Annotated in this window: 26 protein-coding genes and 1 riboswitch; of the genes, 12 read left to right on the top strand and 14 right to left on the bottom strand. The window is 51.7% G+C overall.

The genetic code is table 11. The features are described 5' to 3' along the window. Positions 1–18 precede the first annotated feature (18 nt). Positions 19–813 (top strand): thioesterase family protein, encoded by a 795-nt coding sequence (locus N24_RS04350; protein WP_096454664.1) that lies wholly within the window; start codon positions 19–21, stop codon positions 811–813. Here N24_RS04350 and N24_RS04355 read toward each other — a convergent pair. The 3 genes from N24_RS04355 to N24_RS16330 all read right to left on the bottom strand — a co-directional run bounded on the left by N24_RS04355 (position 767) and on the right by N24_RS16330 (position 3415). After that, positions 767–2125: an LLM class flavin-dependent oxidoreductase gene (locus N24_RS04355; RefSeq protein WP_231910870.1), complete on the bottom strand. Its 1359-nt coding sequence runs from the start codon at positions 2123–2125 to the stop codon at positions 767–769. The two genes, N24_RS04350 and N24_RS04355, sit on opposite strands and share 47 nt — an antisense overlap. Beyond that, complete coding sequence (locus tag N24_RS04360) at positions 2125–2880, bottom strand: 3-oxoacyl-ACP reductase (protein ID WP_096454666.1); 756 nt, start codon at positions 2878–2880, stop codon at positions 2125–2127. The genes N24_RS04355 and N24_RS04360 overlap by 1 nt, the downstream gene beginning before the upstream one ends. Positions 2881–2934: 54 nt before the next feature. Next, positions 2935–3042, bottom strand: a riboswitch (TPP riboswitch). 202 nt (positions 3043–3244) lie between these two features. Beyond that, the gene (locus tag N24_RS16330) at positions 3245–3415 is read right to left on the bottom strand and encodes a hypothetical protein (RefSeq protein ID WP_167382025.1); all 171 of its coding nucleotides are present in this window, start codon (positions 3413–3415) and stop codon (positions 3245–3247) included. Between the two features lie 290 nt (positions 3416–3705). Here N24_RS16330 and N24_RS16440 point away from each other — a divergent pair, with 290 nt between their 5' ends. The 3 genes from N24_RS16440 (at position 3706) to N24_RS04375 (ending at position 6270) form a co-directional block, all read left to right on the top strand. Beyond that, positions 3706–4830: an LGFP repeat-containing protein gene (locus N24_RS16440; RefSeq protein ID WP_269457477.1), complete on the top strand. Its 1125-nt coding sequence runs from the start codon at positions 3706–3708 to the stop codon at positions 4828–4830. After that, positions 4831–5499, top strand: coding sequence for a hypothetical protein (locus N24_RS04370; RefSeq protein WP_096454668.1), 669 nt, complete (start codon positions 4831–4833; stop codon positions 5497–5499). Between the two features lie 264 nt (positions 5500–5763). Then, on the top strand, positions 5764–6270 hold the full coding sequence (locus N24_RS04375) for a hypothetical protein (protein ID WP_096454670.1): 507 nt from the start codon (positions 5764–5766) through the stop codon (positions 6268–6270). Positions 6271–6829: 559 nt separating this feature from the next. On the opposite strand, the gene N24_RS04385 is transcribed toward N24_RS04375, so the two are convergent. Continuing rightward, positions 6830–7387: a dihydrofolate reductase family protein gene (locus N24_RS04385; protein WP_096454672.1), complete on the bottom strand. Its 558-nt coding sequence runs from the start codon at positions 7385–7387 to the stop codon at positions 6830–6832. 27 nt (positions 7388–7414) lie between these two features. Here N24_RS04385 and N24_RS04390 point away from each other — a divergent pair, with 27 nt between their 5' ends. Then, the gene (locus N24_RS04390) at positions 7415–7837 is read left to right on the top strand and encodes a VOC family protein (protein WP_096459719.1); all 423 of its coding nucleotides are present in this window, start codon (positions 7415–7417) and stop codon (positions 7835–7837) included. On the opposite strand, the gene N24_RS04395 is transcribed toward N24_RS04390, so the two are convergent. From N24_RS04395 to lcpA, 9 genes are all read right to left on the bottom strand, one after another. Beyond that, complete coding sequence (locus N24_RS04395; protein ID WP_096454674.1) at positions 7834–8058, bottom strand: hypothetical protein; 225 nt, start codon at positions 8056–8058, stop codon at positions 7834–7836. The genes N24_RS04390 and N24_RS04395 overlap by 4 nt on opposite strands. A gap of 11 nt (positions 8059–8069) precedes the next feature. Then, positions 8070–8906 (bottom strand): carbohydrate ABC transporter permease, encoded by an 837-nt coding sequence (locus N24_RS04400; protein WP_096454676.1) that lies wholly within the window; start codon positions 8904–8906, stop codon positions 8070–8072. Beyond that, the gene (locus N24_RS04405; protein WP_096454678.1) at positions 8903–9937 is read right to left on the bottom strand and encodes a carbohydrate ABC transporter permease; all 1035 of its coding nucleotides are present in this window, start codon (positions 9935–9937) and stop codon (positions 8903–8905) included. Before N24_RS04405 ends, N24_RS04400 begins: the two co-directional genes overlap by 4 nt. A gap of 111 nt (positions 9938–10048) precedes the next feature. Beyond that, positions 10049–10504, bottom strand: a complete 456-nt coding sequence (locus N24_RS04410) for an SRPBCC family protein (protein WP_096454680.1) — start codon at positions 10502–10504, stop codon at positions 10049–10051. A 133-nt stretch (positions 10505–10637) separates the two neighbouring features. Further along, a complete protein-coding gene (locus N24_RS04415; protein ID WP_096454682.1) occupies positions 10638–11912 on the bottom strand; it encodes an ABC transporter substrate-binding protein in 1275 nt (424 codons plus the stop codon). Between the two features lie 134 nt (positions 11913–12046). After that, the gene (locus tag N24_RS04420; RefSeq protein ID WP_096454684.1) at positions 12047–13045 is read right to left on the bottom strand and encodes an ABC transporter ATP-binding protein; all 999 of its coding nucleotides are present in this window, start codon (positions 13043–13045) and stop codon (positions 12047–12049) included. A gap of 59 nt (positions 13046–13104) precedes the next feature. Next, positions 13105–14256 (bottom strand): SMI1/KNR4 family protein, encoded by a 1152-nt coding sequence (locus N24_RS16335; protein WP_167382026.1) that lies wholly within the window; start codon positions 14254–14256, stop codon positions 13105–13107. A 229-nt stretch (positions 14257–14485) separates the two neighbouring features. Beyond that, positions 14486–15145 (bottom strand): TIGR03089 family protein, encoded by a 660-nt coding sequence (locus N24_RS04430; protein ID WP_096454688.1) that lies wholly within the window; start codon positions 15143–15145, stop codon positions 14486–14488. Positions 15146–15242: 97 nt separating this feature from the next. Then, positions 15243–16799 (bottom strand): arabinogalactan--peptidoglycan ligase LcpA, encoded by a 1557-nt coding sequence (gene lcpA, locus N24_RS04435; protein ID WP_096454690.1) that lies wholly within the window; start codon positions 16797–16799, stop codon positions 15243–15245. 348 nt (positions 16800–17147) lie between these two features. Between lcpA and N24_RS04440 the strand changes: the two genes are divergently transcribed. The 3 genes from N24_RS04440 (at position 17148) to N24_RS04450 (ending at position 20024) form a co-directional block, all read left to right on the top strand. Then, positions 17148–18044 (top strand): glycosyltransferase family 2 protein, encoded by an 897-nt coding sequence (locus tag N24_RS04440; protein WP_408607586.1) that lies wholly within the window; start codon positions 17148–17150, stop codon positions 18042–18044. Between the two features lie 195 nt (positions 18045–18239). Continuing rightward, positions 18240–19328 (top strand): mannose-1-phosphate guanylyltransferase, encoded by a 1089-nt coding sequence (gene manB / locus N24_RS04445; RefSeq protein WP_096454692.1) that lies wholly within the window; start codon positions 18240–18242, stop codon positions 19326–19328. 381 nt (positions 19329–19709) lie between these two features. Next, positions 19710–20024: a WhiB family transcriptional regulator gene (locus N24_RS04450; protein ID WP_096454694.1), complete on the top strand. Its 315-nt coding sequence runs from the start codon at positions 19710–19712 to the stop codon at positions 20022–20024. Positions 20025–20296: 272 nt separating this feature from the next. Here the strand turns inward: N24_RS04450 and N24_RS04455 are convergent, their stop codons facing one another. After that, positions 20297–20755, bottom strand: coding sequence for a metallopeptidase family protein (locus tag N24_RS04455; protein ID WP_167382027.1), 459 nt, complete (start codon positions 20753–20755; stop codon positions 20297–20299). A 94-nt stretch (positions 20756–20849) separates the two neighbouring features. Between N24_RS04455 and N24_RS04460 the strand changes: the two genes are divergently transcribed. From N24_RS04460 to manA, 4 genes are all read left to right on the top strand, one after another. Continuing rightward, positions 20850–21248 (top strand): DUF3499 domain-containing protein, encoded by a 399-nt coding sequence (locus N24_RS04460; protein WP_096459728.1) that lies wholly within the window; start codon positions 20850–20852, stop codon positions 21246–21248. Between the two features lie 73 nt (positions 21249–21321). Beyond that, positions 21322–22698, top strand: coding sequence for a phosphomannomutase/phosphoglucomutase (locus N24_RS04465; RefSeq protein ID WP_096454696.1), 1377 nt, complete (start codon positions 21322–21324; stop codon positions 22696–22698). A gap of 73 nt (positions 22699–22771) precedes the next feature. Beyond that, positions 22772–23779 (top strand): hypothetical protein, encoded by a 1008-nt coding sequence (locus N24_RS04470; protein WP_096454698.1) that lies wholly within the window; start codon positions 22772–22774, stop codon positions 23777–23779. After that, positions 23780–24964, top strand: coding sequence for a mannose-6-phosphate isomerase, class I (manA, locus tag N24_RS04475; protein ID WP_096454700.1), 1185 nt, complete (start codon positions 23780–23782; stop codon positions 24962–24964). The last annotated feature ends 5 nt before the right edge of the window (positions 24965–24969 follow it).

Here is a 24969-nt window from a genome sequence, read left to right on the forward strand (position 1 = left end):
ACAAAGTGAGGTATTCCCATGTCAGGTGCGTACTTTTTAGCGCGTGGAAACAATACGTATTCTCCCTCGCAATATTCTGGTGGCGCGTGGCGTGATGATGAGCTCCACCTTGCACCTGTTGCCGGTTTGGTTATTCACCATATGGAACGGTGGCGCAAAGAAGTCGCGGGCAATGTGTTGATGTTTAGCCGTTTCAGCATGGATATCTTAGGCCAGATTGCTCGCGATGATATTTCATTGGAAACAACAATCCTTCGTCCCGGGCGCACCATTGAACTTGTGGAAACGGTGGCAGAGATCAATGGTCGAGCCACGATTCGTGCACGTGGGTGGTTGCTAAAAACCTCAGATTTAGCAGAGATTGCTGGCGATACTTTCGATGCGATGCCACCGATGGAGGAGTGCTTAGATTCTAAAATTGTGCTGCCGTGGTCTGGCGGGTTTATGGACAGCATCGTGTGTGTAGAAGATTCCGGAAAGATTCCTGGAAAAAATCGCGCATGGGTGACAAGTGACATCCCATTAGTACACGGTGAAGATCCGGAACCACTAGCTGAGTTTTCCAAATTTTTAGATGTAGCCAATGGGGTGGCAGCTCGGGAAGACCCTACACAGTGGATGTTCCCGAATGTGGATTTAACCTTCCACTTATTCCGCCAGCCGGTGGGAACCAAAGTCGGGTTTAATACCCGCGTGGCGTTTGGCCCCACTGGCATTGGAATTACAACCTCAGTAATTCACGATGCCAATGGTCCAGTGGGAACACTTAATCAATCATTGACAGTGCGCCCGATTGCTGAGTTGAACAAGTAGCTGAATTAGTAACTGAATAAGTATCCGTATCAAACAGGTGACCACGCAGAGTACTGTGTTGGTACTCGGTGCGGAATCGTCCGCGTCGCTGTAATTCAGGGACAACCAGCTCAACAAAATCATCGAGGCTGTGGGGTAGTACCGGTGGCATGAGGTTGAATCCATCGGCACCGCCTTGGTCAATCCAGCGTTCGATTTCATCAGCGATGCTTTCCGGCGTGCCAATGAATGTGGCATGCCCACCGCCGGCTGCCAGGTAACCTAAAAGTTCACGCACAGTTGGTGAGGTGGATTCGATGATCCGCAACACCGTTTCGTACCTCCCCTTCGGCCCGGAAAATTCCTCCAGCGGTGGCAACGGTGGGGGAGGAGCATCCAAATCCCACGTCGAGCAGTCTTGACCCACAAAGAAACTCAGCTGATTCAGTGAGTCTTTAACCGGCAACAATGCATTGAGAGCCTGCTGCTTTGCACGCGCTTCTTCCACGGTCTTGCCAACATAGGTCACCAAACCAGGAAGCACCGGCATGGGCTCTCGCCCCAATGCTGCAGCGCGGGCATGAATATCGGAGCGGTAATCTTGCGCTTGGCCTAAATCCCACGCCACTGAGTAAATCGCCTCGGCATACTGTGCCGCGATCTCTCGTCCCTGCGGTGAGGATCCCGCTTGGAAAAGCACTGGCCTACCCTGCGGAGTACTTGGAATATTCAGCGGGCCTGCGACCTGGAAAAACTCACCATCATGATCGATCGGCTTAATCAGTGCAGAATCCGCAAATTTTCCAGCGCGATCCCGAACTAAACTTTCCACAGGCCAGGAATCCCACAAAGCTGTGATCGTGTCGATAAATTCCGCCGCGCGCGCATAGCGAACATCATGATCCGGCAACTTATCCATGCCATGATTGCGCGCCTCTGCATCAGTCATCGAGGTCACCACATTGATCCCAGCACGCCCACCAGAAATGTGATCCAAACTAGCCACCATCCGCGCTGCATGAAAGGGAGGCCAAAACGTACTAGAAATCGTGCTGATCAAACCAATATTGTTTGTTGCACGCGCCATCGCAGTCAATGCCGTCAACGGTTCCAAAAACCAACCCGGCCCGTTTTCCAAACCAACCGGATTAATCGCCTGGCCATCGGCCAAAAAGACCGCATCCAGCTTGCCGCGCTCAGCGGTGCGCGCGAGCTCCTCCCACCAGGAAATTAGACCCAGCTTATCGACGCCTCCCTCCTCACACCGCCACGCCGCCGCATGGTGCCCAGCGCCGAAAGCAAAAAGATTGAGGTGAATGTGTTGGGAATTCATCAGTTAAAGACCAACCCACCATCGACGACCAAGTTTTGGCCAGTTACTGCTCGTGACCAGGGAGAGGCGAAGAAGAGGGAGGCGTCGGCAAGCTCTTGTGGCGTCGTGACAGACCCCAGTGGCGTGCCTGCGGCGATGAAATCAAAGACTTCCTCGGGCGTGGCGGCGCTGGCGCCGGTGGTGCGCAGCAGGCCGCCGCTGACCATGTTGACCGTGATGTGGCGCGGACCCAGATCCTTGGCAAATGTGCGGGTCAGGGACAACAGTGCAGCCTTCGCAGCGGTGTAATCGTGGTAGGGGACAGTCGGATTCTGGAAAAGATTCGTGCCGATGTTGATCACACGACCACTTCCCACCTCCTCAAAACCAGGCAACGCCTCCTGAATGGTGTTCAACGCGCCCGCGATTGCGCTGGTGTATTGCTGATCAAAACGCTCAATCGTGATGTCTTCTGCCTTGGGGCGCGCATCGCCATCAAAGCTGAAATCCGCCAAAGCGCTGTTGACCACAGTGGTGATCGGGCTACCGAAATGTTCCTTGGCCTGCTCAAACATGCCTTTCACCTGGCTGCGATCACGAACATCAGCCTGAATCGCCACTGCGTTTTCACCAGCCAACTCTGCAGCAGCATCAGCCGAACGGTGATAATTCACCACAACACGAGCACCCTCGCGTAAAAAAGACTCAGACAACGCACGACCAAGTCCGCGTGCACCGCCGGTGACCAAAACAATTTGCTCAGAAAATTCAAGCATGAAAAAACGCCCTTCTTGGGTTGGGGCGAAGGGCAAAGAGACCTATCCCATGGTAGGTAGGCTTTGCGACAGTCCCTTCGCCAGTACTAACTGGATCAGGTTCGACGGGTGTAATCTCAGCGAAAGCTTTTTTAAAGTGCTTTTGCACCCCGTGTCACTAGTAGCCGAGGGTATCAGTTTGTTGTCGCACGTGGGGTGAGTTGGTACCGCCACGTTTAAGTTGGTGTCATCCTTGCGCATGAGCGCGATAGCTTTTCCCAACGTATCGATTGCTTGTTTAAGTTCCTCGACTTGATTGTCTTTCCCAGTTGATCCTGCGTTGGGATGCTTCGGCAGACAAACTCGGGCTTGATTAAGCATTTTTCTATCTGAGCAAGTTTGCTTCAAGCTCTTGATTGCGTTGTTGCATCAAGGTGAGTTCATGGATGCCATTGGTGGTCATAGTGCCAGTTTTGTGCAGAACGATGTCGAGCCCAGACTGCGCTATTTTTGCGAGTGCAAATTGAGGTGGCTGTTCGTGGAGTATTTGATGCATGTAGCCCTATTTCCATGTGTTTCACCGTCTTCTTTAGTTTGGTATTGGGGTCGCTTAAATACCCTGAATAGGCATAAAAGTCAGTAGCCAAAAGTTATCTTTTTATGTGATGTTTGCCATGTCTATAACGGGGGTGAAAATCCACGAATATCTGTTTTACCCGCAGAACTAATGATGTTTTCAGGTTAGGGTCAGTTTGTTCACATTATGTAGAGACGACAGGAATATGTGAATGAAACTGTTTCCCAAGGCTGTAGGTGTTATTGCCACAGCACTGCTTATTACAGGGGGTGCAGACGTTCCAGGGTGGGCGAGTGTATCGCAGCCCGGTTTTGGAGGGGTTCCAGGTTGCTAGTATTAATGGGCTGATTTTGGATCGTTGGCTTGCGCTGGGTGGTCCTAACAGTGTACTTGGTTTCCCTATCGCGGATGAAGCAGTAGCTTCAGATGGGGTTGGCCGTTTTTCTGTTTTTCATAATGGAGTTATCTATTGGCATCCCAGCTTCGGGGCATGGGAAGTCTATGGTGATTTTGAGAGCATGTGGATGACCTCTGGTGGAATAGATGGCTTGTATGGTTATCCCACGGGTGGCTTTACTTCCGATTCGACAGGGAAGTGGCAGAATTACGAAGGTGGGCAGATATTCCTACCTTCAGATTCGGGTTCGAAGAATTATGCGTGTATGGATGTTGTGGGGTTGATTCTTCAACGACTTGGCCGCGAGGATGCGCCAGTTGATTTTTACTGTGATAACCAGGGTGCGACTATCTCTCTGGATGGTGGAGAGAGTCATTTTTATGCGCCAACTAGGGAAATGCTTGTGACGACTTCATCGAGTTCACTTGCTCCACAAGCTCGTGCTTTGCCAGACGTTGAATGCAACAGTATCGGCTTTGTTGATGCCAGCCCAGCTATACGGTTGAGTGCATACTCGGTGAGGAAAAATATTGATACATGTGTGGGTAAGGCTGTAGATGGTATTCCTGAGTGGTCAAAGGAGTTTTCTTATTCGATTAAGCACACGTTGACCCAGCGTAGGCTTCACAAAGTTGAACTTACTATTGAAAGTTTGACATTCCCATCTAGAGTGTTCCAGCAAAACTACGAGCTTAAAGAGGATCGAAAGTGGCAGATTGATCCGACGGTGCCGGATGGGAAACTTTATACGGCGAACGGAGGCACGAATACGGCTGCAAGTGTTTCGAGTGGCCCGATACCGGAAACGCGCGGTACATATTATCTTCAGGCGACTACTTTCACATTAAAGATCCCGTCGAAAGACTATGATATTACAGGGGAGAAATGGAATGGTGCTCGACTAAATATTGGGCGTTTTAAGTGTGATCCTTTTGACGAGAGAAATCCATCTAGTAATAGGTTGTGCGAGTTCACCAATCCTGTGGATGATAGATAGATGGGAAACACGCATTTTGACCCAGTCGGAAGATGGGTGGCTGCTAATATTCACTGTGATCTGGAAGAATATCCGGTCACACATGATGAGGCTCTTTGGTGGGCTCTCATGTTCGGGCGTGATCATCAGAAATTAGAATATCGCATTGCTGGTTCTCTCAAACATAATGGGCAAGATCCCAGTTCGTTTTCATTTCGATTTAATCCACGGACCTGGGCTGAGCACAAGGTAGTAAGGTATACCAATGGTGAAACGAGGGAGATTTTTGATACTCCTGAACTGACTACTGATGGTTGGTTCGAACCAGGTCAATTCGTTGTTCGTTCTTCATTGCTAGGTACTCCTAACATGATGGTGATGTGGAGAGATTTTCTTATTCGAGAGCTGCTCCCTTTATCGCCTCCATGTGGATTTTCAATGACGACACATAATCTTCGGTATTTGAAGATTACGCAAGAACCTACAGATGAAGATGCTGGTTGGGGTCTTTATGTTGACCTTCAAACCGATTGTGCTCTGTATTACTGCCAGTACAGCATGCAGCACGTGATGCATAAGGAAATAGAAGTATCCTCGGTTCATCTGCTCTTTTCGGGGGAGACTAGTTTTCATAAGTTCGAGCGCAATGATGTCGGTGAGCTAATGCGTGTGGATTCAGCTGCTGGTTAGTTCATACAAGACATCCTAGATTGACACTTCCCCATGTTTGAAGCCGGGGGATTCTCATCATGGATGTGTTGTAGTCTCGAAAGCGGTGGAGTCTGATTACCATTTCGGATGGTGGGGTGAAATCAGCCGACTAACGGATGTTTAAGGCTGCGTTAACAATGCGGCTTATGTAAAACTGCAATGCCTACAGGTAAATATCCGTATGCTGAGTCCAAATGCTGACTGGCCCTCGTTGGTCGTAGGTTTTCTATAGAAGGTAGAGGTATGAATGCACTATTAAAAGCTGCGTCTCTCGGATTACTATGTGTGACTACCACGCTCTTGGCTGGATGTGGAAATTTGATCACTGCTGACGTCAGAGGGCAGGTGGGATTAACGCGGGCAAATGATGGTGCGATTTCTATTGTGGTGCAACCCTGCGGCCTTGAGATAGATTTGGTTACGATTAATGGTCCTCTTAAGAATCCTTCCGTTGAAAATGTGAGTTATAGGCGATATAGCACAGAAAGTCCTGAGTCCGACTTCTTTCGTATTGACCTTGATAATCCAGATGAAAAGTGGATTGTTGAGGTCTCTGATCCACTTCCTGAATATGCTAACGGTATGCTCCTTGTTAGTGCCTGGGTGAGTGGGAAAGATGCTCAAGTGCATCAACTGACGACAACTGTTGGTGATGTGAGTGAGTTGGATGAGGGGTGGGTTGTGGTTGGGAGATCATCGTCGTTGCAGACGATTGAGGATTTTCACCAGTGCCGTACGCCCGTCAGTTAAGTGCCTTGTGCACTTTTCGTTGAAACCACCTTGCTGTGTGCAGGGTGGTTCTCGCATGGAAGTCGCAGGTGTTTCTCGGTTTGCATAATCAAGGTCGGGGTCCGGCCCAAACGCTGAGTTCAGTGGCTTGTGTCCTATCAAGAAGAGCTCCCTTGTGGCTTCAGGGGGGGGTAGGTGGTGTGGGAATTATTCTTATCTTGATGGGAATCTATTTCAGGGTAACTCAGCCTGATGGAATTCTAACTGGATATTTAATACCGGTTGGTTTTGGGTTTTTTCTCGCAGAAGCAGCTGTGGCAATGGAGCGTTATTGGCATCGCAGAAACCAAACACTGCGTTCTTAAAGGAAGAACGTTCTGCCCCTGGAATCTACGTCCATGGGTAGGGTTGTGATTGGTAGATATCACGCATGTCTAAAGCTGTGAATGAGGCCCACCTAAAAATGTAAAATTCGGACTGCGCCGAAGAGCACTCGCGTTTTGTGGTGGGTTGTTGAACGGCGAATTTACAGCGACTATTCAGGAGTCACACTTACCCAAATATCCACAAATTGAACCCCTTAAATCGTCTCCAGAGTGATCTCAGTGAATTGTCCAACTTCGCGGACATTTACGGTGCGGAGACGGTTGCTTTCGATCCGGCGGGGCATCGCTGGTTTGCCTTCATCTAAAAATACTGGCGTCATGGTCAAAATGATCCGGTCGAGTGCACCCGTGTCAAAGAATTGGCCCGCCAGATCGCCACCACCGACGATCCAGATATCGGTGTTTTCTGGATTGTTTTCCAGTATGGCGGGGAGAACATTGGCGACATCTCCATTCACTACTTTGACGGGTTTTCCTTCTGGCGTTTCCAAGTTCCTGCTGCTAAACACCCAGGTCGGACGGTCTCCATACACATCAGTCCACTTTTGGGGATCGCTTATGAAATCCAGATCTTTGAGCAGCCATTCATAGGTAGTAGATCCCATGACAAGGGTGCCAACTTTTGACAGGAAATTGCCGAAATCTTCAGAGGCACTGTTGCTGCCGGGGACGTCGAAAAGCCATTGCAGGGAGTTGTCTTTGTCTGCGATGAAGCCGTTGAGCGTGCTGGATGTGTTGTAGATGATCGCCATCACACGATGGTACCTACGATGGGGATCATGGGAATTAAACGTTTGGACAACGTGGCGATTGTGGTGGAATCGTTGGATGAAGCTGTTGGTTTCTTTGAGAAATTAGGGATGTCCCTAAATGGCCGAACAACGGCCCAAGGGGACTTCGTCGATCACACCGTCGGCCTCACTGGAGTGACTTCTGAGATTGCAGTTTTAGAGACTCCCGATCGGCATTCTCGGGTGGAGCTTACTCAATATCTGCATCCGGAACCGATTACAACCGCTCCACCCGCACCAAATCAGATTGGTATGCACCGTTTGATGTTTGCGGTGGATGATATTGAGGAAACGATCGCACATATCGGTGCGGAACCACTAGATGGGATCGCAAACTACGAGGACACCTACCGATTGTGTTATCTGCGCGGGCCGTCTGGAATTATCGTGGCGTTGGCTCAGGAACTCTAATTAAGGCGGCGCTTTCGCCAAGCCCGCCATACTGAGACGGTGGCGATTACTAAAACGAGCGCGAGAAGAGCTGGCCACACAGCAGGTTCGGGCTGTAACACGTTGATGATTGCCTGGATGACGGCGAGAAATGAGAAAAATCCCAGGAATCCAAGCAACGCTTCGAGTTGAAGCCCTTTGCGTTGCGATTCGGATTGATCCTGGGATTTATCAGCACTCATGAGTATCTAGTCTAGGCTTTCACGCCACCTGCGGTGAGTCCGGAGACAATGCGGCGTTGGAAGATCAGCACCATGATGATCAGCGGGATGGTCACTAATGCTCCTGCTGCCATCACGGCGGCGTAAGGGTATTCAAAAGCGCTTGGTCCGCTGAAGCGAGCGATCGCAACGGTGACTGGTTCTGTGGAAGTGTTGGAGAGCTGTCGAGCCAGCATGAACTCATTCCACGTTGCGATGAAAGCCAAGATTGCGGTGGTAAATAGTGCTGGTGCTGCCAGCGGAAGCAGAATCATTCGGAAGGCTTGGCCACGGGTGGCTCCATCGACTCGCGCTGATTCTTCAAGTTCCCACGGCAGTTGCCGGAAAAAGGAAACCAATGTGTAAATGGTCAGCGGTAGAGCGAAGGAAATATTTGGGATGATCAGTGCTTGGTAGCTGCCGATCCAGTTGAGGTCACCAAAAAGCTGGAACAGCGGAGTGACCAGGGCAATGCCGGGGAACATGGAGGCAGCCAGGATGATGCCGGTGACAATGCCTTTTCCGGGGAATTCCAGTCGGGCTAGAGCGTAGGCGGTGAACACTCCCACGAGAACAGCGATCGCTGTGGTGGTGACGCTGATGATCAGTGAGTTTCCAATCGCTGCAAGGAAGTTGTTGCCTTTGTCGGTGGCTAGCGCGTCACGGAAGTTATCCAAGGTGACGTGCGTTGGCCAGGGAGTGGTGTCAAAAGTGTGCTTGGAATCGCGTAGTGCGGTGATCACCATCCAGTAGAAGGGAGCCAGTCCCCAGAACAGGATGAATACCACTCCGGCGTAATTGAGGATCAGGCCTTTTGTTCGTTTAGTCATGGCTTAGCTACTTCCTTCACAGCAGAATCGTCCTTTACGGCAGTGCCCTTAGCAGCGGGTTTCTCATCCTTGGTTCCACCAAGCTTCTTTTTCTTCATCCCTCGCTGGCCTGAGACATCGGCTCCCAAGAATCGAATCATGATGAACGCGACGAAGAAGATCAGCAGGAAGATTAGCGTGGAAAGTGCGGAAGCGGAGTTGAAGTTGTTTTGACGCATATCTTCCACCACCAGTTGGGAGATAACAGCAGTGGGGGAATTGGAGGAGCTGGAGATCATGATGACTGGGAGGTCATACATGCGAAGCGCATCCAAGGTGCGGAAAAGAACTGCCACCATCAAAGCTGGGCGCACCAGCGGGAGGGTGATTTTGGTGAACTGTTGCCAGGTGGAGGCGCCGTCGACACGCGCTGCCTCGTAGGTGTCTTTGGGGATCATCTGCAGTCCAGCGAGGATAAGTAGCGCCATGAATGGTGTGGTTTTCCAGACATCAGCCAAAATAACAGCAGCTCTGGCAGCCCACGGGTCGGTGGTCCAACTGATGCTGAGGCCAAACATGGAGTTGATAATGCCTTGTGGCGCGAAGATGAACTGCCACAGTTTTGCAGTCACAGCGGTGGGGATTGCCCATGGGATAAGAATTGCTGCACGCACGAGGGCACGGCCACGGAATTCTTTGTTCATGATCAACGCCATCGCGGTACCGAGGATGGTTTCAAGGCCGACGGTGACCACTGTGAAGAATAAGGTGATGCGCAGTGATGGCCAAAAATCTGTGGCAAGTGTGCCGGGTGGGCAAGTGCGGATGGTACCGTCTGCGCCCATGCATCGTTGTGTTAGCCAGTAAAGGTAGTTATCTAGTCCGGCGAAGCCACCGTCGGTGAAGAGTCCCGTGGTGGGGTCGAGGCCTTTGTCGGCTTGGAAAGATAGCCAAATCGCGCGGACGATGGGGTAGCCGATCACCACGGCGAGAACTACCAGGGCGGGGGCGATTAGCCAGGCAGCGCTTCTGGCCTGTTTGAATGTGGCCATACGTCGTCGCTCCTTATAAGAGGTCAAAATAAGTTGATTACCAGTTCAGTGAAACTGCACATTCTTGTTATATGGATCATAATCCGCCGCGGCGAGTGATGGATACATCGGCTATTGCTTATAAAACCCATCTCGGAGAGTTACTCCATATTCCATCCATGCTTTTAAAGCAGAGAGCATTCCGGTCCATCCCATTTGGCTGCCTAGTGCTTCTTGGGCTCCGGCGTGGGTAAGTGGCCAGCTGCCTTCGGTGATGGTGAGTTTTGTGCGGGTGAAATCTCTAAACGGTTCGAATTCAAAATTAACGGATCGCAGCGCATCTGATTGTCCCCAGCGGATTTCAATTTGTTCGGCTTGGGTAGCGGAGACTACTTCAACGGGGAATGCGCCGGGAAAATCGGCAAAATCCCAGTAGACGGTGGCTCCAGTTTCTAGACGGCCGGACACGCCGCCAGTAGCAAAGTAGCGTTCTAGTTGCCGGGGGTCGGCAATTGCTTCATAGACTTGGACCGGGCAGCGGGAGATGTAGCCAAATGTGGAAATTTTAAGATCGTTGCTGGAAGCCATACGAACTCCTTTCAACGCGGAATCTATTACACCCAACAATAGGACAAAACTCCGGCCACCTCGCGGGAATCCGAACAGGATTTCAGGGAAGGTGGCCGGAGAATAAACCTAAAGCAGAAACCTTAAAGCCGAACTAGCTGGAAGCGTTTTCGATCGCTGCCTTCATGTCGGAGGTTGCCTGGTCAACGTCAACGTTGCCGTTTAGAGCTGCGTATGCGTTGTCCTGGATTGCCTTGGAGATGGCTGGGTAGAAAGGAGAAACTGGGCGTGGTGCTGCGTTTTCGAGGGATTCCTTCAGTGCTGGCAGGTATGGGTACTGCTCAACAAGGGACTCATCATCGTAGATGGATGCCAGAACTGGTGGGAAGGAGTTGTCTGCGAACCAGGTTTGGTTTTCTTCGTTGATGATGAACTCAATGAAGTCGCGGGCGGTTGCCTTGTTTTCGGAGTTGATGTTGATGCCGTTGTTGTAGCCTCCAAGGGTGGATACACCGACGCCGTCTTTACCAACCAGTGGCTGAACTTCAAATTTGCCTGCTACTGCTTCGGCATCTTCGGAGTTGGTGTACATGTATGGCCAGTTAATGGCGTAGGCGGTTTGGCCTTCGGTGAATGCGAGGTTGGTTTCTTCCTCGGTTGCGGCAAGTGAGGCCTGGGAGATGGTGCCGTCGTCGAAGCCGTCGACAAGCGCTTGAAGGCCTGCCTTGGCGTCGTCGCTGTCGACGGTGACGTCGCCGGAATCATCAAGCACGCTGCCACCCCAGCCTTCAATGAAGCCGATGGTGTTAACTGAAAGGCCTTCGTATTGCTTGAGCTGGGTGGTCAGGCAGTCAACGCCAGCTTCTTCTGCAAGGGTGCAGGAATCAACGAGCTCAGCCCAGTTGCTTGGTGCTTCTGGGATGATTTCGGTGTTGCGGAACAGCAGCTGGCCGTTGGTGTTTTGAGGCAGTGCATAAAGGGTGCCGTTGTAGGTTGCGGAATCCACGGTGGATTGCAGCAGTCCGGAGGTGTCTACCTCTAGGTCGCCTTCAAGTGGTGCAAGCCACTGGTTTGCGGCGAAGTCGGCGGTCCAGATGACATCGAGTGCCATGACATCGTAGTCAGAGTTACCAGCTTGGAGGGATTGAACGAGGGTTTCGCGCTGTGCGTCTGCTTCGCCGGCAAGTTCGTTGAGGGTTACTTGCTCATCGGGGTGGGCTTCATTCCAGCGATCGATAATTGGAATGACCTTGTCGGTGTCGTTCTTACCCATCGCAAAAGTGATGGGGCCGCGGCTATCTGCGCCTTCGCTAGCTGCGGAACTTGAGGAATCGGAGCTGGAATCTGAACTACAACCGGCCAGTGCGATCGCTGCCAGCAGGGTGGTGGCTGCAAGCGACGTGCCGGTCTTGCGGGAAATCGAGGACATAAAAAGTCACCTTTCTTGAACGACAGATGACTATCAATCTAATGACTTTGGACACGTTAGTGCAGTTTTTTGCACCAAATCACCCCCGGAGGGTCAAAAGAAAGATGCTTTTCGACGCCTCCCCACACCCGAAACTAAGCGATACGCTCTCCGGTCTCAAGATCGAAATGATGCGCTTGCGCTGCATCATAGGAAAAGGTCACAGGCGTGCCAGGAGAGGGAACTGAGCCTTCCACCCAACGCGCAACCAGGCGGTGGCCCTCCCAAGTGGCATAGACATAGGATTCAGAACCAAGCTCTTCAACAATATCCACCACAGCATCAATGCTGGTGAAACCCTCAGGGGTCTCATTGACCAACATTTTCTCAGGACGCACACCCATTGTTTGCCCATTGGCAGGAAAAAGGTTCATGGACGGTGAGCCGATGAAACCGGCAACAAATTCGTTGACGGGGGCGTCGTAAAGCTCTCTGGGCGGTGCGACCTGCTGCAGCAACCCGTCCTTCAAAACCGCAACCCGATCGCCCATCGTCATTGCTTCGACCTGGTCGTGGGTGACATACACCGTGGTGGTTCCCAGGCGGCGCTGCAAAGCAGCGACCTCAGCGCGGGTTTGCACACGCAACTTTGCATCCAAGTTGGACAACGGCTCATCCATGAGGAACACCTTCGGATCACGCACCAACGCGCGACCCATCGCCACACGCTGGCGCTGACCACCCGACAAATCTTTAGGCTTACGATCCAAAAACTCCGTCAACCCAAGGATCTCCGCAGCCTTATGCACCTTCGCATCAATTTCCGACTGCGGCAGCTTGGCCAACTTCAACGCAAAACCCATGTTCTTCGCCACCGTCATGTGGGGGTACAGCGCATAGTTTTGGAACACCATCGCGATATCCCGATCCGCCGGCTCCTGGCCCGTGACATCCAAACCATCAATTTTGATCACACCCGACTCCACGCCCTCGAGCCCAGCCAAAGCGCGCAGTGTGGTGGATTTACCGCAACCCGAAGGGCCGACGAGTACTAAAAACTCGCCATCAGCGATATCTAAATCAAGCTCATGAACAGTTGCGCGCTCCGCGCCGGGGTATCGGATTGTGACCTTGTCGAATGTGACCGTTGCCATGTTCTACTAAATTACCAGCACCAGTACACATTGTGGTTCTAATGGTGGTTTTAATGGGGTCAAAACGCCCCCGTCACACAAGAGATCTCCAGCGGGTCATCTGCACTCACGCGATTGATTAAATCCACTGCCTTTTCAAGTCGCAGATGCCGTAGCAACTCAAGCGAGTGGACCGAGCCCAACGCATCTGCCGCCTCAGCGCTGTCAAGCGCCACGGTTTCCAGCGCAGGCAGGGCGCCGAGCGCTTTCACGTTTAAAAGCTTTTCGACGTTTTCCTCCCTCACCACCCTCAACGTTGGGTGTGTTGCTAGAGGCGACAGATCGGTGTTCTCAAGATCAATCAAACAAAGCTGTTGTAACGGAAGGTGCTGAATACCTTCAAGATCAACTGTTTTGATATTTCTCAATAGCAGCGATTTCAGCGGAAGATCCAATACCGCAGATACAGTAAAAGAATTTAAATTAAACAGTCTGAGCGACTCCGTATCATCTGGAACATCCGCACGCACAAAAGGCCCCTGCGTACTTGGACGAACCTTGTGATCGACCTTCTTAGTAGGCCACGGATATCTTCTCTCTGCGAGAAAGTCGATCAGTGAATCTGCACACCGCACCGGCCCATCGTGGAACTCGCGCCCATACTGCAGAATCTGCCCTGGTACACCATTAGGTCCTGGTACAAGATCAATTCCTAGGACATTTCCACCATAATCGTGCGCAAAAGGAATCCACCCAGGGTGGAGAATGCGAGGCTGTGTGACTCCTGGAGATCCTTTGTCATAGGCAACACTGGAAGAGCAGCCCTGAGTTTGATGTTGCTTGATGATTTCCGAAGAGGAGTACACCGACCATCCACCGGTTAGTATCTTGCCTTCGATACTGAAATCAATCTCCGCCCCATTGCTGATTCGTAGCAGGGCATGCAAGTGAGATGGAATTTTATACCCAAGATACTTTTCTAACTCATAAGCTTTTTGCTCGGAGATTGGTGGCTGAGTGAAATACGCGGTGTCTCCCTTTGCACACAACTGATGTAGTTCAGCTAATTCTTCAGAAGTAATTGGTGGTGTCTCGAGGCGTTTGGTGTCTAAATCCACCGGCCGAAAAATTACGTGGTCTAGTTGAGAATCCACATCGCGTGCCTCCCAAAGCCCATTTTGATCAAGGGAGATTTCGATACTCAACGTGGCTTCATGATTGGTGGGGCGCAACGCATGCAAAGTGTCTTCGAATCGTTTAAAAATATCGAAGTCTTAAGGTTTGTCCCATCTTCTTTAAGACAAGTGATCTGTAATGAATAGGACCCCTGAAGAAAAGTACATTTTAAGATCAAGATTTGTGCAGCCGGGTTCTCCCTCAGAACCGTTGAAAGGACGCCGTGGGATTGGTCAATCGAGGCCGGTGGCAAAGTCATGCGCCCATTATTCACGAGAAAACTATCTAGACGCGGTGATTAGTTTTTTCGTTTGTAGCGATCTGATCCAAACGATCCGTATCAGCAAGTCCCGTCACGATGACCGTCGAGCCACCAACGGCGAGTGGTTCTAACACTTGATGATTAAAAGACTTGGTGTCTGACCACCCAGTAGCAAGAACTCGGGCTCCAGTTGGAATATCGGTGCGCTCAATGATTTCCGGTAGGGCAGGGGTGGGGTTGAAGAATTGGTCGCCATAGAAGCGGACGGTGGGACCAAAGTCGATCGCTCCGTTAGGCAATTCACCACCACTTTCAACGATGCCACGTCCAAAAGGATCATCACTGACTAGTAGTACATCGCTGTGAGCCTCATATGGCTTGTAGCGATCAAGAGATGTGAAAATAACATCAGCGTCGGTCTCGCCGGAAACGAAATCAACTTCAACACCCGTAGCTAAAGCACCAAGCACGATCACCGCAGCCTGCCAACTGACAGGAAGGTCGATCGCGATAGTGGATCCTTCTTCCAAATCAAGCTCATCAAGCAGCATGTTTCCTACTTTTGAAGCCCAGTTATCCAACGTGATCGCGGAGAAATCCAAACGAGCACCAGTGGTTTCGTTGTAGACAGTCAATCGGGGCGAAGCAGGATCAAGCGCGAGCAAATGTGAAAGAAGTTCCATGGCCCCCAGAGTAAATAAAAGATGCAGACTGTGCTTGAACGAAAAAATCCCTCCGGCAGATAAGAGCCGGAGGGAGGCGTCGAAAAGCAAAAATCTTTTAGTTCACGCAGCGCGGACCGTCGCCGCCGGCATCGAACTCTGGGCTCTCGATGGGCGCTCCGATATCGGCGCCGGGCTGGCCGACGGTGCTGGACGTCGCGGCGTTTGCTTCCGCGGTGGGGCCAGCGTAATCCTCGGAGGAGACAACGATGACGGTGTTGTCGTCGAGGGAGGAGTTAGCAACGATCGGCAGACCACCGAGGGCTTCGGAAATAGCTAGGGCCTTTTCGCTGTTTTCGTCGGCGGCGAGGATCTGAGACTCGTAGTAGAGGCCTTCGGCGGCATTGCCAGTTTCGGAGATGGTGTAACCCATTTCCTGGAGGTGCGCTGCGATGCCGTTGGCCAGGCCCTCGGTGTAGGAAGCGTTGAGCACGTGGACTTCGACCTGGCTTAGGTCAGGTGCCTGGTCAGCAGGTTGATCGGCGGACCCGTCTTCTGGAGCTGGCTCTGCTTCGCCGAGTGCTTCTTGGAAGAATGCGTGCACCTGGTTGACGTCGATGGTGACAACTGACTCGCCGTAATCGCCGGTGCCGTCGATAGAGGTAACCGGGATGGTGGCAAATGTGACGTTGCCGCCAGCGAGATTTTGAAGCTGAGTGGCAAAGCTCATGACTTCCCAGCCTTCATCGATGACGACGGAGCGGGTGACGGCATCCGCAAGTGCGGAAAGCTTTGCAGGGTTGGTAAGGGTTCCAGAAGACAGCACCTGATTAACAAGCGATGCCATATAAGACTGCTGGCGAACGATGCGGTCAAGGTCGCCGCGAGGAAGATCGTGGCGCTGGCGAACATAAGACAACGCGTCGGATCCACCTAAGGTTTGACGACCAGCGGGGAAGTTCGCGCCAGATAAAGGCTCATCGACGGCTTCGTTGAGGCAGACTTCGACACCACCGACAGCATCGGTGAGGAGGACGAATCCTAAAAGGCCAACTTCGGCGTAGTGATCAACAGTGATGCCGGTGAGATCTGACACAGCATTGATCAGACCTTCACGACCCGAATCCTTGGCGCGGGTTTCCAACTCGGACTCATTGGTAAAACCCTGGTCCATCAACTCAGTACGACGGGCATCCTTGTACGCTCCGTAGACACCGTTGATCTTCATGTTTCCGTACTCAGAATCATGAATATAAGTGTCGCGGGGGATCGACACAGCGGTGGCAGACGAGCCATCGTTAGGGATCCTAATCACCATTATTGTGTCAGTGTTGTCGTTTTCTTCATCGCCGGCACGAAGCATCGCCAGCTCTTCTTCCGACAAAGTATTGCCCTGAGCATCAGAACGTGAATCAGATCCAACAAGCAAAATATCGGTAGCGCCGTCAGCTGAATCGCCATCTTGAACGCCTTTACCTCCACCGAGTGAGAGGTTTCCAGACGCAACGCCGTCCACCTTGCCCACCGCGAAATAGCCCAAGCCTGACACCAACAACACCAGCACAGACACAAAAGCAATCACGCTTCTCAGTGCAGGATGCCCAGCTTGCTGAGTCGATTGCATTGCTGCCGGAGCAGGCTTAATGTCACGGACGGGACGATACTTTTCAGTCACGTGCGGCTAACCCTTCGCGGTAAGTTAAAAAAACAGGCAAGAAAACTGTGGTCCCGTGGAATTGGGGGCTGTATATATACAGTGTCGATTGTGAGGACTCGATGTGCTGCAGATCAAGCCTTCGAGTCACGGCGCGATAAGTGGAGCTTGTCTGAAACTCGGTTAAAAGCTCGCCGGAAAGCTCGCCCGAAAGCTTGTCTGAAGCGGGAAACTATCCTCACAATCGTTAAGAATTTCCACGAAACCATAGGTTCTGGACAATTCTAAGCCATATGGGAGCGTTTTCCTTATCCGTTGTCGGGAGTGGCGGATTCTTCTTGCAAACTTAAACCACTAAGCTTTCGCATCGTGAGTACTTTGAATTCCCCCATCGCTGTGATTACGGTGACCTATTCGCCAGGCAAGTACTTGGCGTCGTTCCTGGATTCCTTGCCAGGTGCGACTTCCTTGGACACCTACGTCGTGATGGCAGACAACGGATCGGTAGATGGCGTTCCTGAGCAGGCAGCAAGCGAGCGCAGCAACGTGGAGTTCTTGTCCACTGGCGGCAACTTAGGATACGGAACGGCAATCAATATCGCAGCCAGATCCTTACGTGCACGCAGGGAAGCCGGAGAGATCGATGGTGAATTTTTCCTCGTATCAAATCCCGATGTCGTCTTTGATAAAGACTCCATCGATCAGTTGTTAGAGTGTGCCAAACGTCACCCTCAAGCCGGAGCCATTGGACCGTTGATTAGAGAAGCAGACGGCTCGGCATATCCTTCGGCCAGAGCAGTTCCAACACTTGCCAACGGCATCGGCCACGCATTACTGGGATCCGTATGGAAATCCAATCCGTGGTCTGCCGCATACCGCGATGATGAAGACATGGACACCGAACGCACCGCCGGATGGCTATCAGGCTCATGCCTATTAATAAGGTGGGAAGCCTTCGACCAAGTTGGTGGTTTTGATGAACGCTACTTCATGTACATGGAAGATGTAGATTTAGGCGATCGTTTGTCTCGAGCCGGTTACACCAATGTTTTCTGCCCCAGTGCTCAAATCACTCACGCAAAAGGACACGTTGCGGGGAAAAACCCAGAAAATATGTTGCCTGCGCACCATGAGAGTGCGTATCGTTTCCAAGCTGATCGTTTGGCTAAACCCTGGCAGGCGCCGATTCGGCTGGCGTTGCGCATTGGATTGAAAGTGCGCGCCGGGGTAGCGGTAGGTGTCTCAAAGGTGAAGAACAGGACTTAATTTAGACAAATGTAGAGTGTGTTTAATTAATGGACTTTAAGTTCTTTAAGTAACGGGCTGGGATCTTGCGTCAGAGTCTGGCCCTAAAGTCGCACAAACAGATTCGTACTATTAGATTTACACAATCAGATTTAAATAGTCAGAAATTGCACAATTTGGCTTGCACAAGCCCTCATTCGAGTGAAACAGGAACACATGACTTTAACTGACAACAGCACAAACGTAGATGCTGTCATCTTGGTCGGTGGCAAAGGTACCCGACTGCGCCCTCTGACCGTCAACACTCCAAAGCCTATGCTGCCAACTGCTGGTCATCCTTTTTTGACCCACTTGTTGGCTCGCATTAAGGCAGCCGGTATCACCCATGTTGTTTTGGGAACGTCTTTCAAGGCTGAAGTGTTTGAAGAGTACTTCGGTGACGGTACTGAAATGGGCTTGGAAATTGAGTACGTGGTTGAGGATCAGCCTTTGGGCACTGGCGGTGGTATCCGCAATGTGTATGACAAGCTGCGCTACGATACCGCGATTGTGTTCAACGGTGATGTGTTGTCTGGCGCTGATCTCAATGGCATTTTGGATACGCATCGAGAAAATGATGCTGATCTGACGATGCACTTGGTGCGAGTGGCTAATCCACGCGCGTTTGGCTGTGTGCCTACTGATGAAGATGGTCGAGTGAGTGAGTTCTTAGAAAAAACTGAGGATCCTCCGACTGATCAGATCAATGCCGGTTGCTATGTGTTCAAAAAAGAACTCATCGAGCAGATTCCAGCGGGGCGAGTTGTGTCCGTTGAGCGTGAAACTTTCCCGCAGCTACTGAAGGAAGATAAGCGTGTTTTTGGACACGTTGATACTTCTTATTGGCGCGACATGGGCACGCCGAGTGATTTTGTTCGTGGCTCGGCGGATCTGGTGCGCGGCATTGCGTACTCGCCACTGCTTGAAGGCAAGACAGGAGAGTCGCTTGTCGACGCCTCCGCCGGCGTTCGCGACGGTGTCCTGTTGCTGGGCGGTACCGTAGTGGGTCGCGGCACCGAGATCGGCGCCGGATGCCGCTTGGACAACACGGTCGTTTTCGACGGCGTGACTATTGAACCAGGAGCAGTGATTGAAAATTCCATCATTTCTTCCGGTGCCCGCATCGGAGCTAACACGCATATCTCTGGCTGTGTCATCGGAGAAGGCGCCCAAGTTGGTGCTAGGTGTGAGCTAAACGCAGGCATGCGGGTTTTCCCAGGGGTTGTTATTCCTGATAGTGGAATCCGCTTCTCCTCAGATCAATAAGCATTTTCAAAGGCGTCCAGACGAGTTGTTGTTTGGGCGTTTTTTATTTTTGTTTATGTATCTTTTTCGGAGTTAAAAGTACTGTTCAAACTTGTAGCGAGCACTGATATTGTGGCAATATCTGCCCTTGGGAGAATTACACCACTATATGTAGTACCCCTGTAAATTACCCCCAGGGGGCAGCTTTTGTGGCTAATGTGAATATTGTGAAATAACCAATGAAAGATTTGCACAATTTTTCCCGAACGGTTGACGTTGATATACGGGCACGTGTGTAATCACTTGGGAGTAAGAAAAGTTTTTCTAAACCTGCTCGGGATCCAAAATATTCCCGATGGGAACAGACTTAAAGTAGATTTGAAAGTGAGAGGGGGGCGAGGGATGGAAGATTCAGCAGGGGATGTATCTGCAAAGTTGCAAGCAGGCCAGACTCGCACCGCACTGGAAATGACTTTGGATGATCTGTTCGGAGCAGTTGAGCAGGAATGGCAGGAACAGGCACTGTGTGCCCAAACTGATCCTGAAGCATTCTTTCCAGAAAAGGGTGGCTCAACTCGTGAAGCCAAGCGGATTTGTCAGGGCTGCCCGGTTCGAGATGATTGTCTAGAGTTTGCGTTAGAACATGATGAGCGTTTCGGTATTTGGGGTGGGCTCTCTGAACGTGAGCGGCGTCGCCTAAAGCGCGAAATTTCTTAAAAAACCTAAGCCCAGCAAGCGGACCTTTAACAACTTTAGAGGTTCGCTTTTGTTGTTTCTGTGCTCAAGTTGCCAAATGCGGTGCGTGGTTAGGATTCACCATTTTTCGAGGGGTCCCTTAGGAAATGTTGAATTGGCACACTTTTGAGACCAAAAAGCGTGAGGATTCACCATCTTTTAGTCAAGGGGGTCGGAAAATGGTGAATTGGTACCGTGCGATGGATGAGATGCGTCCTATCCATATATTGCAAACCCCAATCGAGACCGCTTAATTACAGATCCTGAAATCCAGGGTCGATATCTCGTGGATCCATGTTCAGGTAGTTCGCTACCAAAGACGTCAGCACGTGCGTGAGTAGTTCGTGCCTTTCTGCTGCATTGGCAATGCGCTGTTCGATGGGCATCCGAAAAATAACGATGCGTGCTCTCGTGGGATTCCCCTTAGTGTCAATTGCCGGGGGAATAACTCGGCCAAGGGGAACGGGGCCGTCGGCGGTGATCTCATCCGGGAGGATGGTGAGGTCTGCGCTTAGTCGCATTCGGGGAACGGTATCTACGGCAATGTCTAAGTTGCTTAGTTCTCTTTGGTAAATCGCATAAAGCGGAGAGTATGCCTCAAGGACGGCTCGGTCGAAGGCTGCGCGTCTGGAAGCGTGGCGAGGAACTTCGATGGGCAGAAGGGGGCCGCGGAGACCGCGTCCGTGCCGATTGCGGAAAGTTCTCGTATGCATGGAAAGAAATTCTAGGTGTGTTGAGCTGCCAAAAGGGGTTGGCGCGCCGAATATGACTGTCCAAACCTCAACCAAGGGTCTAAACTTTGGGCTCGTGAGTCAGTTTCGTCGTTGTTCCCGCCCCGGTTGTGGCAAGCCTGCCGTCGCAACCCTCACCTACGCTTATTCGGATTCCACTGCGGTGGTTGGTCCGTTAGCTCCTGCCGCAGAGCCTCATAGTTGGGATTTGTGTGAGCATCATGCTGAGCGTATTACTGCACCCCTTGGTTGGGAGATGCTGCGGGTCAATGACATTACGGTCGATGATGATGAGGATCTGACTGCCCTTGCGCAGGCGGTTCGTGAGGCCGGGCGCACTGTGAGTGGTCTTGTTCCAGAAAATGAGGTGGGGGGCAACCACCCGGTTAACCGTAGTGCGCGGATCGCGGAACGGAAGGTTCACCGCAAGGGTCACCTTTATGTTGTGCCTGATCAGGACGAATCCGAAGATTAGCTATTCGGATTGGGGGTATGCAGCGGGGTAGTATTGCAAACGTTATTTTGTTGTCTATACCCATCGAGGATTTATGCGTACCCGTGAATCTGTCACAGCTGTAATCAAGGCCTATGATGTCCGAGGTGTTGTCGGCGTTGATATTGATGCTGATTTCATCTCTGAGGCCGGTGCGGCGTTCGGTCGGCTCATGCGCAGCGAAGGGGAGACCACGGTTGCCATTGGCCATGACATGCGTGATTCCTCACCAGAACTTGCTGAGGCTTTTGCTGCTGGTGTGACAGCTCAAGGTCTTGACGTTGTGATGTTGGGTCTGACGTCTACTGATGAGCTGTATTTTGCGTCTGGCACTTTAAAGTGCGCCGGAGCGATGTTTACTGCGTCGCACAACCCTGCAGAATATAACGGCATCAAGCTGTGTCGTGCGGGCGCTCGACCTGTTGGCCAGGATTCTGGTTTGGGCAACATTATTGATGATCTGGTTGAGGGTGTTCCAGCATTCGATGGCAAGCAGGGGTCTGTTTCTGAAAAAGATCTGTTGAGTGCGTATGCAGACTACCTCAATGAGCTTGTCGATCTGAAGGACATTCGCCCGCTTAAAGTCGCGGTGGACGCTGCTAACGGTATGGGTGGTTTCACGGTTCCTGAGGTTTTCAAGGGCCTTCCTTTGGAAGTAGCTCCGTTGTATTTTGAGCTCGACGGAAATTTCCCCAACCATGAAGCAAATCCTTTGGAGCCCGCCAACTTGGTTGATTTGCAGAAGTTCACGGTAGAAACCGGATCTGATATTGGTTTGGCTTTTGACGGTGACGCAGACCGCTGCTTTGTTGTCGATGAAAAGGGACAGCCTGTTAGTCCTTCTGCGATTTGTGCGATCGTGGCAGAGCGTTACTTGGAGAAGCTTCCTGGCTCAACCATCATTCACAATTTGATCACTTCAAAGGCTGTTCCCGAGGTGATTGCTGAAAACGGTGGCAAGGCAGTTCGTACTCGTGTGGGCCACTCCTTCATCAAGGCGAAGATGGCGGAAACGGGTGCGGCGTTTGGTGGTGAGCACTCGGCTCACTACTACTTCACTGAGTTTTTCAATGCGGATTCTGGAATCTTGGCGGCGATGCACGTTTTGGCAGCGTTAGGCAGCCAAGATCAGCCACTGAGTGAAATGATGGCTAGATACAACCGATACGTTGCCTCAGGCGAGTTGAATTCCCGTTTGGCTAACGCGGAGGCTCAGAAAGAGCGCACTCAGGCGGTTGTGGATGCGTTTGCTGATCGCACGGAATCGGTGGATACCCTCGATGGTGTGACCGTGGAACTTAAAGGCACCAAGGCGTGGTTTAACGTTCGTGCATCCAACACTGAGCCGTTGTTGCGTCTTAATGTTGAGGCAGCAACGACTGAGGAAGTTGATGCTTTGGTTGCTGAAATCCTGGGAATTATTCGCGCTTAAGCGCATTTTCCGGCGGGCATCACGGTATTTCCTTATTCTTGGTAAGCAACACTAGGAAAGGACAGCAATCCCCGTGGTGCATGCGGATAATACCTTTTATGACGGTTCGTCTTATGATCCTGAAACCGTCCGATTTTTTGATGTTGCGCAGGAAGGCGCGCAGGTTCGCTTGATTGGTGGGCTCGTTGCCCAGGGCGCGCTGAGCGCTTTTGAGGGGTTGCGGCCACGCAGCGTGGTGGTGATGGTTGATGGTCAAATTCACCGTGAGTGCGTGCGCCTGGTGGAATCGTTGTATTCGCCAATGCGTCAACCGCTGGTTATAACATCTCAGTTGCCGCATTACATTGGCGCCCTTGATGTGCTGGTGGTGGTCACCGATAATGGCGGGGATGAAAAAGCGCTCAAGGCACTCATCACGGCGTCGCAGCGTGGCGTAGCCACGCTTTTAATCGGACCAGGTTCAGGCCCGCTTATCGACGAGTCCCCTCAGGACACCTATGTCCTACCCACCTTGCCCACAGCTGCGGGCTTGTCGCCTGCCCGCATCGTGGCGTCGATAAGCACTCTTTTGGATCTTTTTGAATCGGACCCACCCATTATTTCCAACCGCCTGGATCATTTGGCTGATTGCATCGATGAAGAAGTGGAATCGCTGTCGCCGGAACGTGACGAGCTTGTCAACCCGGGTCGCCAACTGCGTTCCTATGTCGATCATGCACGGATCGTTCACACCGGTCGATCCGATGTAGGGCTTGCGCTTGCCAACGTCGTTGCAGCACTGTGGACAAAACGCGGTCTTGTATCAGCAAGTTTGGACTTCCCAGAACTTATGGAATCGCTGCCAGAATTACGCGGACCGCAACCGATCGCTGATGATATTTTCCACGACCCATTCCTAGATGACGAACCAACAGTGGTACCGTTTAGGGCTGTTGTCTGGGCCGAAGAGAAACCCGGAATCCCCGATGCCATGGCGCAAAGCTGCGACGGACCTAGCAAAGGGGCGCTGACACAAGCACTGCGATTGTTGGTGCGCGGACAGTCAGCCACGATTTATTCCGTTGAAGAAAAGGATTTGTAAATGGAGCTATTGGAAGGCTCACTGCGTACCTACCCCTGGGGCTCGAGAACGCTGATCGCTGATCTCAAAGGCGAACAATCACCGTCACTTCGCCCAGAGGCAGAAATTTGGTTCGGTGCCCACCCAGGAGCTCCATCAACCATCGATGGTCACGCACTCAACGAAGTCATCGCAGCGAATCCAGAAGAGGCATTAGGCGCACGCGTTGCCTTAGAATTTGAAAACGAACTTCCATTCCTTCTCAAAATCCTAGCGGCCGGTGCACCACTGTCCCTGCAGGCGCATCCTTCCCTGGAACAGGCACGTGAAGGATACGCCCGCGAAAACGCGGCCGGCATCAAACTCGATGCACCCAACCGCAACTACCGCGATCCAAACCATAAACCAGAGTTGATCGTCGCACTCACAGAATTCATTGCGATGGCAGGTTTCCGCCCACTCAAAAAAACCCTCAACATTTTTGACGTGTTGGCCTGCGAACCCCTAGACCGCTACCGAAGCATGCTCACCGTGGACAACGAGGAAGAGTCCCTCCGTGCACTGTTTACCACCTGGATCACCATCCCAGTTGCCAAACGCCACGAGCTTATAGACGCCCTCCTTAACGCCGCACATACTTACCTTGAGAAAAACGATCGTGATGAAGAGATCGCATTCGTACTCACACACATCATCGAACTCAACGAACAATACCCCGGCGACGTCGGCGTTTTGGGTGCATTGCTGCTGAACTTCTACAAACTTGCCCCAGGCGAAGGCCTCTACCTCGACGCCGCAAATCTGCATGCCTACATCAGCGGCCTCGGCGTGGAAATCATGGCCAACTCCGACAACGTGCTTCGCGGTGGACTCACAGCCAAATATGTCGATGTTCCAGAGCTAGTTCGCGTCCTGGACTTCAACTCATTAGCCAATGCACGCGTAGATGCAGACACAGTTGGTGCAACAACCCACTATCCAGTACCCATCAAAGAGTTCCAACTCGACCGCGTCGTTGTCCTCGGTGAGGAACAAGCACCCCACGACGGTCCCATGATCGTTTTGTGCACTGCCGGCACCGTAACGTTGGCATCAGGGGAGAAAACACTCGAAGTGTCTGCGGGCCACGCCGTGTGGGTGCCTGCGAACGATCCCACTGTAGAAATGCGATCCGATAATGCGGAGGTATTTTTAGCACGAGTCTAACGATC

It is taken from the genome of Corynebacterium suranareeae (assembly GCF_002355155.1).
Taxonomy (GTDB): domain Bacteria; phylum Actinomycetota; class Actinomycetes; order Mycobacteriales; family Mycobacteriaceae; genus Corynebacterium; species Corynebacterium suranareeae.